Origin of the sequence: Sagittula sp. S175 (assembly GCF_049800975.1) — a bacterium.
GTDB lineage: Bacteria > Pseudomonadota > Alphaproteobacteria > Rhodobacterales > Rhodobacteraceae > Sagittula.
This window is the reverse complement of the sequence record NZ_JBNAGB010000049.1, coordinates 1-12,370: the sequence shown is the minus strand read 5'-3', so window position 1 is coordinate 12,370 and position 12,370 is coordinate 1. Positions and strand designations below refer to the sequence as shown.

At 59.7% G+C, this 12,370-nt stretch carries 7 protein-coding genes, 1 tRNA gene and 3 pseudogenes; 6 read left to right on the top strand and 5 right to left on the bottom strand.

What is annotated here, in order from left to right:
• From ACP16H_RS26145 to rtcR, 3 genes and pseudogenes are all read right to left on the bottom strand, one after another.
• Positions 1-143 (bottom strand): annotated as a pseudogene (locus ACP16H_RS26145) (IS5/IS1182 family transposase); the annotation flags it as partial.
• A gap of 449 nt (positions 144-592) precedes the next feature.
• Positions 593-2,707, bottom strand: coding sequence for a DUF262 domain-containing protein (locus ACP16H_RS26140; protein ID WP_425075076.1), 2,115 nt, complete (start codon positions 2,705-2,707; stop codon positions 593-595).
• 402 nt (positions 2,708-3,109) lie between these two features.
• Complete coding sequence (gene rtcR, locus ACP16H_RS26135; RefSeq protein ID WP_425075075.1) at positions 3,110-4,681, bottom strand: RNA repair transcriptional activator RtcR; 1,572 nt, start codon at positions 4,679-4,681, stop codon at positions 3,110-3,112.
• A 176-nt stretch (positions 4,682-4,857) separates the two neighbouring features.
• On the opposite strand from rtcR, the gene ACP16H_RS26130 reads away from it, so the two are divergent.
• From ACP16H_RS26130 to ACP16H_RS26120, 3 genes are all read left to right on the top strand, one after another.
• Positions 4,858-6,411, top strand: coding sequence for a vWA domain-containing protein (locus tag ACP16H_RS26130; protein ID WP_425075074.1), 1,554 nt, complete (start codon positions 4,858-4,860; stop codon positions 6,409-6,411).
• Positions 6,412-6,716: 305 nt separating this feature from the next.
• Positions 6,717-6,792: transfer RNA gene (locus ACP16H_RS26125), tRNA-Gln, on the top strand.
• Between the two features lie 379 nt (positions 6,793-7,171).
• A complete protein-coding gene (locus ACP16H_RS26120) occupies positions 7,172-8,587 on the top strand; it encodes an RtcB family protein (protein WP_425075073.1) in 1,416 nt (471 codons plus the stop codon).
• A 68-nt stretch (positions 8,588-8,655) separates the two neighbouring features.
• Here the strand turns inward: ACP16H_RS26120 and ACP16H_RS26115 are convergent, their stop codons facing one another.
• On the bottom strand, positions 8,656-9,612 hold the full coding sequence (locus ACP16H_RS26115; RefSeq protein ID WP_425075072.1) for a GlxA family transcriptional regulator: 957 nt from the start codon (positions 9,610-9,612) through the stop codon (positions 8,656-8,658).
• An 82-nt stretch (positions 9,613-9,694) separates the two neighbouring features.
• Between ACP16H_RS26115 and ACP16H_RS26110 the strand changes: the two genes are divergently transcribed.
• Both ACP16H_RS26110 and ACP16H_RS26105 read left to right on the top strand, forming a co-directional pair.
• Complete coding sequence (locus tag ACP16H_RS26110) at positions 9,695-10,702, top strand: MFS transporter (RefSeq protein ID WP_425075071.1); 1,008 nt, start codon at positions 9,695-9,697, stop codon at positions 10,700-10,702.
• A 163-nt stretch (positions 10,703-10,865) separates the two neighbouring features.
• Complete coding sequence (locus ACP16H_RS26105; protein WP_425075070.1) at positions 10,866-11,429, top strand: TIGR00730 family Rossman fold protein; 564 nt, start codon at positions 10,866-10,868, stop codon at positions 11,427-11,429.
• Between the two features lie 128 nt (positions 11,430-11,557).
• On the opposite strand, the pseudogene ACP16H_RS26100 reads toward ACP16H_RS26105, so the two are convergent.
• A pseudogene (locus tag ACP16H_RS26100) lies at positions 11,558-12,103 on the bottom strand (IS3 family transposase); the annotation flags it as partial.
• Positions 12,104-12,227: 124 nt separating this feature from the next.
• On the opposite strand from ACP16H_RS26100, the pseudogene ACP16H_RS26095 reads away from it, so the two are divergent.
• A pseudogene (locus ACP16H_RS26095) lies at positions 12,228-12,370 on the top strand (IS5/IS1182 family transposase); the annotation flags it as partial.

Sequence of the window (12,370 nt, the reverse complement as noted above, 5' to 3'; positions counted from 1 at the left end):
TGTCGGCCGCGTTTGCCGGTCGGCGCAGCATCCCAGATCATCTCGGGATCGAACCAGATTGTCAGCGAGCCTCGACGCTTGAGCGCTTCATTATAGGCTGGCCAGTTCCTGGTCTTGTAGGTCGGGGGTGTGGGTCTGCTCATGTCGTCCAGCTACCACGCTGGATTCACGACATGAATCCCTCACAGGATTTGTGCAACAGAGCCTGTGTGAGGTCTCCCGCAATGCGGACCTCCGACGGTCGCGTGGGTTTGCAAGCGCGGCGAACGGCAACTTCGACGGGCCGCGCCGCGGCATCCTGATCTGATGCTTAAGGTCGGCTCTGGGCCGTTTGCGACGGAGCCGATGGTCGGGGCGGGAAGCTAACCTTCTCCGCAGGCGCGAAGCGGTCAAGGCGCAACATTGAAAGCAGACATCCACATTCACCGGAAACCGTGAAGTCCTCTGCGATGCCGCAAGTCGACCCCGCGCCCATATCGCCTGATGCTGGGCATTGAACGAAAGTCCGCTCTCCCGACTATCGGTCGAACAGGATGATAGGATCAAAGTAGCGGTCCATCCGTTTACCTTAATCTGTCAGAAGTTTTGGCTGCTATGACTTGCGCCAACTGTCTGCCAAAATCTTTTGTCCATCGCCAAAATCGAGATACCAATCGTTCCAGCCGTTTCGACTTGTTCTCGTGATGGTCCGCGATGCCCCGGAGAATGTGCCGAACAGCGTGTTATATCCTTCAACGACAAGCTGACCATTCTCAATGACCCCGCGATACAACTGACCGCCGTAGGTGAACTCGCATCGCGTACCATCTTCTGGCAATCCAGACCGTGAGCCGTTATTGATGTCATTGGTCGAATCGGAGTCCTTGAAAAATCCTTCCTGCCGGATTGGAGCAATCCAGACACGTCGAGCTGCCTTGAAAAGCATTTCAGCGCGCTGCTGTATTGCGTCTTCATCCCACTGGCTCCATTCGTTCAAGTCACGGTTCAATGCCAGACTTGAATGAGCGCGGATGGCAGGCATCTTGGTAGCATAAGGGCCATTGGATACGCTGGAGTTAAGCTTTTGTGTCAAAAGCGTAAGGTTCCCAATGGTGTCGACCACTTTGCTTCGGCGGAGCATCATTGATCGATACTCCATGTCAAAATCGTCAATAGTATCTACACCTTCGTATCCCGGGAGCGGCCATGCTTCCTGCCATTTGCGCGGCATAATGTGTTCGATTGTCAAAGCTGATTTTATTTCGATGTCCTCATTGCGATCACTCCGCAACTCGGATTCAATAATTTCGAACAGATAGTTCAAGCGATTTTGACGGGCTGGACTGTACTGATCACGCGTCATCCACGCAATATTCCACTCCTCATCATCCGGCCACCTGTCGATATCGCTTTCACGCTCAGACAGGCTTGCAAAAAGGGATTCAATCTGATCTCCTGCTGCTTCACGCAGCTTAGGAATGAGGCCAACAAAGAGCTTATTGTAGTTTTTTGTCGTGAGGCGACAGATGTCACGCCGCAAAATATAGCTCTTTAGAATGGAAAGGGCCTCAGGCAGACGATCACCAAGGTTTGCCTCGGTGGCTAAATAAAGCACCAGCGGCAAAACAGTTGAAACATCAAATGCATGAGCGAAGCGACCAAAGTCTCCAAGGGGGTCCGACTTGCCTTGCTCGAACAAGCGTTCTTCTACCTTGGCCGATGCGGATATCGCTTCCAGCTCGGGAACAACGCTTGGAAATGGCCGCTCGTTCAAGATCCAGCGTCGATAGCTATCATAAAGGTTCTCAATGGAGACAAGGCTGCCGATGTTCATCGACAGGTGATCGGTGAGCAACCAATCAAGTCTTGCGCGTGACTGTCGGCCTCTGGAAGCAACCTGTGACCAGAAGGGCCTGTCCAGTGGCAGCCAGTGCTCTTCATAGAGCTTGTCTACATTGAGCGACCCTTCGACCTGGCCCATGCCTTTCGCGCGCTGAAAGATGAAGTTGCGCATAAGGTCACCCGGCGAAAGCTCCACTCCGCGACTGTTGAGCGTTTCGAATATGGTTTGAGGGTCATCGCCCCCTTCAAGCTCGATTGATACAATAGCCAAACCATCCTTCAAGGCTTCGAATATCGTCTCAAAGCGATGCTCATCAAAAACATTGTCAATAGCGACATGATTTCTAATGGCGTCTTTCAGGTATTCGTGGGCAAGTACCGATTTCTTTACGAAACCATCATCTCGTTGCTTCGGCAAAGAGTCTTCTATCTCTGCTTCAGGATCGACTATTCCGGTGAATGACCTTCTGTCCATCAACGATGGCCAAAGCTTAAATCGTTCGACTTCGGGGTGCTCCATCACCCCATCATTCAAAAGATATTTCTGCAGCTCTGAAGCATATCTTGATCCACTTTCCTCAGCCACGTCTCTCAGTGCCGCCAAAACTATTTGGAATGTTGTCAGCCGCTGTTGGCCATCAATGATCTCAAAAGCCTGAACCTGCTTCCCAAAAGTCTTTATCTGCCCTATGACCATTGCGCCCATGAAATGTGGAACCACTGACAAACGGTCCTCATCTATGCGCTTGGCTATGCGCTCAATATCTTCCCATAGAAGCGGGATTTGGGATCCGACATTCCATGCGTACTGCCGTTGATACAGAGGTATTAGAAATCGCTTCTTGCCATCGAACAGCTCGATGATTGACCGCGTATAGGGTTTCATCCACTCTACTCACATTCTTCTTCTTCGACGATAACGACTGATTCACTCACCTCTGTAAATCCAACGCCGCCTGCTCGGTCTGGGAAGACAACCACAGGACACAAACGCAAGCAAGGAAGTCTGGCACCGTGGCGGGCTCTCGCGTTAGTTCTCTTCTCGCTGGGGGCAAGGCTTGCTCAATTGACACGGTGAAACTGACATTCATTTTCATCTTCGGATCGGCAGCAAAATCCGCTCCCCCGACCTTGGCCTGCCAGATCATGCTGCGCGATGCCGCCGACGGCCGGTTTGGGGAAGCTGCACAACAGCGATAGTCAACCCGACGAATGGCAGCATTGGGCCGTGAGTAACATTGAATCCGGTCTCAAGTGATGGTCCGGGCCGGTCCTCGGAGGTGCAACGTCAGGAGGCCGTCACCCTGTCCCAGCTCAGGCCGAACTTTGCGAGGTATTTCTTCAATCGGTCGGCGTCGTTGGTGGTCGATCGACGGGCGCGGGAGGCGGCAAAGAGGGTGCGACCGGCGGCGCTGAGGCTTGAGGAGGCGCGGCAGGTGCGGATGACATGGGCCAGTTGGAACTGGTCAAAGGCGTCGATCTCCGAGGAGTCCGGGCCGATGACATCTGCGAGGAGGCGAAGGTCTTCGTCCGCCGTGGCATCGTGCCAGCCTTCGCGCAGGCGGGCGATTTCATCATCCACCATGGCGCGGGTGATGCGGCCTCGCGGCGCGAGGGTGCAGAGACGGCGGACGGAGCCGGAGAGGTCGCGGAAATTGCCGGGCCATGGTGTCGCGGGGTCTTTGGCAAACCGCAGGTAATGTTCGCGCGCGTCGGTGTTGAAGCCGGTCTGGATGCCGAGTTCCCGCTCGGAGCGGGCAAGCTCGAAAGCGAGGTTGGGCGCGAGGTCTTCGGGACGTTTCCGAAGCGGCGGCAGGGCAAACCGCCACGTGTCGAGCCGCGCCAGAAGGTCCGGGCGGAAATGGCCGTCTGCGGCCAGTTTGCGCAAATCACGGCCCGCGCCCGCGATGACGTGAAAACGGCTGGAGCGCTGTGTGTCGGATCCCACCGGGTAGTAGGTTCCCGTCTCGATGGCGTGCAGCAGCACCGCCTGCGCGTCCAGCCCCAGCATGTCGATCTCGTCAAGGAACAGCGTCCCGCCGTCCGCTTCGCGCAGGTGACCGTTACGCTCGGTTCCGGCGATCCCTGTATGGCTGCGACGCTGGCCAAAGAGCGTTGCCATCGCGTCCGGCCCGTTCAGCGTGGCGCAGTTCACATGCACCATCCGACCCTTCACCCGCCGCCGGTCCAGCTTGAGGTTATGGATGCGCGCGGCAAGCTCGGTCTTGCCTGTTCCAGTCTCCCCCAGCAGCAGGATCGGCGCGTCGGATTTGCTTGCCACCAATTCGATCTGGTCGATCAGGGCGTTGTAGGTCGGATTGCGGGTTTCGATGCCGCCTTTCAGCTGGTCGCTGTACGCGCGCGACATCTGGTCAAAGCGCTGCTGCAGCGCGTTGTATTGCGACAGGTCGAGGTCGATGATGTCGAACTTGCCAATCTCGCCCTCTTCACGCGGCGGGCCGGTCTGGATCAGCTTGGCAGGGACGTGGCGGCTTTCGGTCAGCAGGAACCAGCAGATCTGGGCGACGTGGGTGCCGGTGGTCAGATGCACATGATAGCGCTCGCGGTCCTCGTCAAAGCCGTAGTCGCGGGCAAAGTCGAAGAGTTTGCCGTAGACCTCCTGGAAATCCCACGGATCGTCGAGGTCGAGCCGTTGCAGCAGGACCTCGGTGTCCGGCGAGATGGCGCGCATCTCCTGCGCCACACCATGCGCGAGGCGGCTGAACTTGTGGTCGTAGAGCAACTCGAAGCGGTCGACCTCGAAGTCCTGCTGTTCGACCAGGCTGCGCGATGGCTTCCACTTGCGCTTGCGGCCCGCATCAAGCTGGGTGCCGAGGAAGCCGATGACCACGTTTCTCATGCGCTTATCCAAGATGATATACGGCTATAATTTTGGATCGTATACTTGGGGGGTGATTTGCGCAATTCCGAATATTTCGGTTAACTATCAACGGCTTGCTCGAATTTCACTTTTCTCTCAGCCTCCGCCGCACCCAATGGCACAACAGGCTCACCGAAGAGAGAAGGAAGAAAACAATGGCAAACAAATCCGTGTTTGCATCGATCAAGGGCCGGTTCGCCAAGGCAACCGCTGTGAACGCCGAAGGCGTGCCGGCCTACCGCCATTCCGATGCACATGCCCTCGCGCAGGTGGCCATGACCGGCACCTTCGGCGGCATGTTCTACACCGACCCGGCCGAAGAACTGGAGTATGTCGTCGACCTCGCGGAGACCGTCGATCCGATGATCCTCGCCCAGACGGCGATCTACGCCCGCACCGAGGGCTACATGAAAGACATGCCAGTGGTCTTGCTGGCGGTTCTGGCGCGGCGCGATCCGGCGCTCTTCCGCGCGGTCTTTGGCCGCGTGATCGACAACGGCAAGATGCTGCGGACCTTCGTGCAGGTGATCCGTTCGGGGGCCACGGGACGCAAATCGCTTGGCTCCGCGCCAAAGGCGATGGTGCAGACCTGGCTGAACACGGCGTCCGACCGGGCGCTTTTGCAGGCCAACATCGGCAATGACCCGTCCCTGGCGGATGTCATCAAGATGGTCCACCCGAAGCCTGAAACGCGCGAGCGTGAGGCGCTTTATGCCTGGATCGTCGGTCGTCCCTGCGAGGCGCGGCTGCTGCCGCAGGCGGTGCAGGACTGGATGGCCTTCAACAAGTCGGGCAGGGGGAGCGTGCCGGATGTGCCGTTCCAGATGCTGACCCAACTGCCGCTGACCTCCCACCAATGGGGGCGGCTGGCGCGCAACGGGTCGTGGCAGATGGTGCGGCAGGGTCTGAACATGTTCCTGCGCCACGGGGTCTTCGACGTGACGAAAAACGTCGATCACGTGGCGGCCCTGCTGCGTGACCCCGAGGCGATCCGCAAGGCGCGTGCCTTCCCGTACCAGCTTATGGTCGCGGCGCAGCACGTGTCACCGGAGATGCCTCTGGCCATCGTCGAGGCGCTGCACGATGCCATGGAACTGGCGGTGCAGAACGTGCCGAAGGTGCGTGGTCAGGTCGTCGTCTGCCCGGACGTGTCCGGGTCGATGCTGGGGCCGGTGACGGGGTATCGCCCCGGCGCCTCCTCCAAGGTGCGCCACGTCGATGCGGCGGCCTTGGTGGCGGCGGCCTTCCTGCGGGTGAACCGGGGCTGCACGGTGCTGCCGTTCGAGTTTGACGTCCGCGATGTCAAGCTCAGGGCGCGCGACACGGTGCTGACCAACGCCGAGAAGCTGGCCACGATGGCGGGCGGCGGGACGAATTGTTCCGCACCGCTGAAGTGGCTCAATGATCGGGGGCGCACGCCGGACCTCTTGGTCTTCGTCTCGGACAACCAGTCCTGGGTTGATGCCCGGAATGGTGGTCAGGGCACGGCGATGATGGCCGAATGGGAGCGTCTGAAGCGGCGCAACCGCAAGGCCCGCCTCGTCTGCATCGACATCGCGCCCTTTGGGACGACGCAGGTGCAGACGCGTAAGGACGTACTGAACGTGGGCGGCTTCTCCGATGCCGTCTTCCGGCAGGTGGCCGACTTTGCGCAGGGGCGCACGGGGGGCGACCACTGGACCCGCGAGATCGCGAAGATCGCGGTTTGAACAAGCGTCCGGGCGGTGCGCCGCCCGGATGACGGGGCAAACTAAAATGGGCGGAATGCCTGCGGGAGTACAGCTGTAACCTGTCAAACCCTCTCGCAATCTTTCTTGTCCGCCCAACCAAACGAAAGGACATGTCTCGGCGAATGCCGGGGGAACTACAGAGCTTCTAACTCCCAGGTCGCGGGTTCGAATCCCGCCGCGCCCACCAAAACACTGAGGGCGCGTAGCTCAGTGGTAGAGCAGGAATGTTTCCCCATGTCGGCCCTTGCACAGCGCGGTCTGACGCCTTGTCGCCGAGGCAATTTTGGAAGGTAGCTCAATTGGCAGAGCAGCGGTTTTTGGTACCGTTGGTTGCAGGTTCGAATCCTGCCCTTCCAGCCAGTGATTGAAACGCAGAACGAAAGGAAGTGTCCCGGCGAATGCCCGGAGGAACTACAGCTCCACAAATCCGGATAACCCGAGGGGTTCAATTCCCCTCCTGGCTGGCGCCCATACGGCAAACGCGATCCTGCAAAGGGTCGCGGGGCGGGGACCGGGATGTTTCTCCATGGTCGTGCAAACGACCGATTTGTCGCCGGGACGCGCGGGGAATGCCCGCAGGACTACAGGTAGACGCACCTCCCCCCGTGGGACGGGGCCTTCGTCAGAAGGCTGTGCCGGTTCAAACCCGGCCCGGGACGTTCCACGAGGAAAACCCGGTGGCGGAATTCACTGTCCTGCGATCCCTTGTCCCCGCGTCCGACGACCGAGGAAGATGATGATGACGACTGAAACCACATACGATCCCGTAACCGGCGAACACCTCAAGGACTGGGGGCATCGCCCGGGCAAGCAATTCCCGGAGCTTCTGGCCCGCGCCAATGCTCTGCGCGCGGAGGGCTTCGGGCTGGTGAAGATCCGCATGGAGCTTGAGGGAGAGATCCCCGAGGTCCCGCCGACCATGGACCTGCGCGCCACCAGCGCGGTGCCCTTTCACGAGAACATCGAAACAGGCGACGCGGACGAAGAGGACAACCTTGCCAAGGTGCGCCAGACCATGACCGCATTGATGCGCGTGCCGACCATCGAAGCCGGGGCCATCATGCCCGATGCCTGCCCGGCGGGGCCGGTGGGCACGATCCCTGTCGGCGGTGTGGCTGCGGCGCGAAACGCGATCCATCCGGGGATGCATTCGGCGGACATCTGTTGTTCAGTGATGATCACCGATCTGGGCCATGCCGATCCGAAGGCCGTTCTGGACGCCGCGCAGTCGGTCACGCATTTCGGCCCCGGCGGGCGCCCCAATGGCAAGCGCTTCACCGTGTCCATGGGCCTGCTCGATGCCTTCCGCGAGAACCCTTTCCTGAACAATCCCAAGAGCCTGCGCATGGCGCAGGAGCATATGGGGACGCAGGGCGACGGGAACCATTTCCTGTTTGTCGGGCGCTCGCGCAAGACGGGGCGGACGGCGATCGTGACCCATCACGGCTCGCGTGGGCCGGGGGCGGTTTTGTACAAGAACGGCATGGCGGTGGCAGAGCGGTTCCGCAAGGAACTCTCGCCGTCGACGCCGAAGCAGAACGCCTGGATTCCGGCGGATAGGCAGGAGGGGCAGGACTACTGGGCCGCGCTGCAACTGATCCGCAAGTGGACGAAGGCCAACCACAACGCCATTCATCAGGCGACGGTGGAGGCCGCACGGGCCGAGGTAGGCAACCGCTTCTGGAACGAGCACAACTTCGTCTTCAAACGGGGCGACCTGTATTACCACGGCAAGGGGGCGACCCCGGCGTGGGATGGGTATGCTGCGGATGCAACGGGCCTGACGCTGATCCCACTGAACATGGCGGAGCCGGTGCTGGTGGTGCGCGGGAAGGATGCCGCGCATGGGCTGGGGTTCAGTCCGCACGGCGCGGGGCGCAACTTCTCGCGTTCGGAACATCGCCGCCGGATGGGATCGGTGACGCCGGAGCAGATGCTGAAGGCGGAGACTGCGGGTCTCGACGTGCGCTTCCACGCGGGCGCGGTCGATGCCTCGGAACTGCCATCGTCGTACAAGAAGGCGGAGGGAGTCGTGCGCCAGATCGAGAGATACGGTCTGGCAGAGATCGAGGACTACATCGATCCCTACGGCTGCATCATGGCCGGCGACGTGCCGCCGTTCTGGAAAGACAAAAAGAAAGGAAGGCGGGCTTGAATGGCCCGCCTTCGGCTTTGCAAGACTCCCCTCAGCGCGGGTTTCAATGATTTGCGATGCGCCCGGGCTTATGTGGCGAAGTTGTCGACGTAGGAACCGACGGTTGTTCCCAAATGCCGTTTGAATGCGCGCTGCATCTGCTGGAAATCGGTGAAACCTGCGACTTCGATGCTTTGGCCAACGGGCAACCCTCCGCTCAGAGCATCCGAGGCGCGTTTGACCCGGTAGCGCTCAAGGAATTTCACGAGCGTCTGGCCGGTCTTGGCTGAAAAGCGGCGCACCAAAGTCCTCGAGGTCAGCCCCGCGACATCAGCCATTCTATCCAATGTCCAATCCGCTCCGGGAGTGTCGTGCAGGGCAGAGATGAGCCGAGACAGCGCGGGATCATCCGTGAACTGCGCCTCGAGGATGTCGGTGAATTGGCTCTGGCCGCCGCTGCGCCTGAGGTAGACCACCAATTCCCGTGCCACAGAAAGGGCCACGGCCGCACCGTGGTCGCGGCGGATCATCTCGAGTGACAGGTCTATGCCGGATGTGACGCCCGCCGATGTGAAGATCGGGTCGTCGATGTGATAAAGCGCGTCCGTGAGCCACGAGACGGCGGGAAAATGCGAGAGAACCTGCGCCTTTCTGCCCCAATGTGTCGTCGCTATGCGCCCATCCAAGATGCCCGCAGCCGCGAGTATCAACGCGCCGGAGCAGATGGATATCAGCCTGCGGTCATTGGCGGCGTTTGGCCACGACATGAGGATTTTCCGAAGGTTCTCATCGAGCAACATTCGGTCCACGCCAGGCCCGCCGGGGATCAGAAGGTCTCGATCCGCTTCGGGGTCCAATCGATCTTCCGGCTGAAGGCGCAATCCGCAGGACGTCGTGACAGCGCGTCCATCCAACGAGACGTAGCGCAGTTCGTACCGGCTGACGCCACCATGGTTTGTCGCGACGAATGCCTGAACGGGCCCCGCCACATCCAAGATGTTCAGGTCGTCGAAAAGCAAGACGTCAATGTGGCGCGCTATGTCCATAATTGATGATCATATGTCATTAACGCCATTTTCGCCAGCGCCTATACCGGAGCCATGACCTCACACGGACACGGGCTTTACCATGCTGACCAGAAATTTCATCTTGATCCTCCTGGGCAATATCATCCTCGGGTCGGCCATGCCGATGTTGATCATACTGGGAGGCTTGGCGGGCGCATGGCTCGCGCCACAAAGCTGGCTCGCGACCGCTCCGCCATCGGCGCAGATGATTTCCGGCATTCTCGTGGCCGCGCCCATCTCCCTGTTCATGGGGCGTTTTGGGCGTCGGGTGGGTTTCCTGCTTGGGGCGGCCATGCTCTGCGTAGGTGGGCTTCTGGGTGCGCTGGCCTTGGTGGTTCAAAGCTTCCCGTTGTTGTGCGTGGCCCATGTCATCCTCGGCGGCGCATTGATTTGTGTGAATTACTTTCGCTTCGCAGCTTCTGATGCTGTGAGCCTCGATTTCCGTCCGCAAGCGATTTCCCTGACCTTGGCCTCCGGCCTGATTGCCGCGCTGATTGGTCCGGAGCTGTTTTCCCTGTCCAAGGACGCGCTCTCTCCCACGCCCATGGCGGGCGCCTATGGGGCGATGGCAGCACTCGGCCTTATAGGGAGCCTACCTGTCCTTGGCCTCTCTATGGGCGCGCATTCCGCGACACGGCCCTCGCGAAAAACCATGCCGTTGAGGGAGGTGCTGTCTGCAAATCCCCGCATCACCGCGGCAATCGGGATAGCCGCACTGTCACAGGCGATGATGGTCTTTCTGATGGTCCCGACGCCTCTGGCCATGATCGGATGTGGCTTTGCAGACGATCAGGCGGCGGATGTGATCCGCTGGCATGTGGTGGCAATGTTTGCCCCGGGGTTTTTCACCGGCTCCCTCATCAAGCGCTTCGGTGCGGGGCGGATCGCAGCCATGGGCATTGCGCTGCTTGTTTTCTCGGCGCTCGTCGCGTGGTCTGGCCTGACGATCCTGAATTTTACGGCTCGCTCGTGCTACTTGGGATTGGCTGGAACTTCGGCTTCGTCAGCGGAACACACATGCTCCAGACCACCCTCAGCGATGAAGACCGTCCGCGATTTCAAGGCGTGAATGACACGATCATCGCTGTCTCGTCATCGGTGGCCTCGCTCTTGTCCGGCGGATTCTACGTGGGTGTTCGCTGGACGGTTCTGGCTGGTCTGTCCGCGCCCGTTCTGCTCCTCTTCGGACTGGCGTTGCTGCGCATGAACTCTCGAACCGGGGAGTGCGCGACATGAAGCAGATCGCAGTCTTTTGCGGATCCAGCGCCGGAAACGCACGCGAATACACCGATGCGGCAATTGCCTTGGGAACGGCTCTGGCAAGGCAGTCCATCACTCTTGTCTATGGTGGCGGCAAGGTCGGACTGATGGGCCAGATCGCTGATGCGTGTTTGGCGGCAGGAGGTCGCGCCACTGGGATCATGCCTGAAGCTCTGGTCGCGCGTGAAATCTTCCATCCTGACCTGTCCGAATTGAAGATCGTCCCTGACATGGCCACGAGAAAGGCGCGAATGTCCGATCTGTCAGACGGGTTCATCGCCATGCCAGAGGACGCCGGGACGTTGGAAGAAATCACGGAACAATGGGTTTGGGGACAACTTGGCCTCCACGCCAAGCCCGTGGCGTTTTTCAACGTCAATGGCTTCTACGACCCGTTGATGGGCTTCATCGACCAAATGGTGGAACATGCATTCTTGCAGCACCAATTTCGGGAGATGCTCATTTGCTCCGACACAGTAGAGACCCTGTTGGAGGGGATGAGAGCGTATCAACCGCCGAAGATGAAATGGACGTAGGGAAGCATCAGCGAAGTCCCGACCGGTTCGAGCCATCCGAAGACCCAAGACGTACCTTCCTCGTGGTTACAGATTAAACGCGCAATATCCTATGACCGCTGACCTGCTCCCCGTAGTGTCCGCGTTTTTTAGTTCGCTCTGTTCAGGGTTTGGTCCGCTAATGACCGTTGGTGATACTCCCACGGGGTGAGCTCGTCGAGGCTCGTATGGGGGCGGTGTTGGTTGTAGTCAATGCGCCATGCCGAGATCAACTCCCGGGCATGGCGCAGGTTGGCGAACAGATGCTCGTTGAGGCAGTCGTCCTTCAAGCGGCCATTGAAGCCCTCGACGAAGCCGTTCTGCATGGGCTTGCCTGGAGCGATGTAGTGCCACTCTACCTTGCGGTCCTCCTGCCATTTGAGGATGGCGTTCGAGGTCAGCTCCGTGCCGTTGTCGCTTACTACCATGCATGGATAGCCGCGCACCCGGGCGATGCTGTCAAGCTCACGGCCAACGCGCTGCCCCGACAGCGAGGTGTCCACGACCGCGGCCAGGCATTCCCGGCTGAAGTCATCGATGACGCAGAGAACCCGGAACCGGCGGCCATCCGAGAGGCTGTCCGACACGAAGTCGAGAGACCACCGCTGGTTCGGCCCTTGCGGTATCGCCATCGGTGCCCGGTATCCGCGCCCACGGAACTACCATCAAACCCGAAATTTTAGAAATTTCGAAAACGAAACCATCTCCCCGTCAGATGGCTCTGTTGCACAAATCCTGTGAGGGATTCATGTCGTGAATCCAGCGTGGTAGCTGGACGACATGAGCAGACCCACACCCCCGACCTACAAGACCAGGAACTGGCCAGCCTATAATGAAGCGCTCAAGCGTCGAGGCTCGCTGACAATCTGGTTCGATCCCGAGATGATCTGGGATGCTGCGCCGACCGGCAAACGCGGCCGACA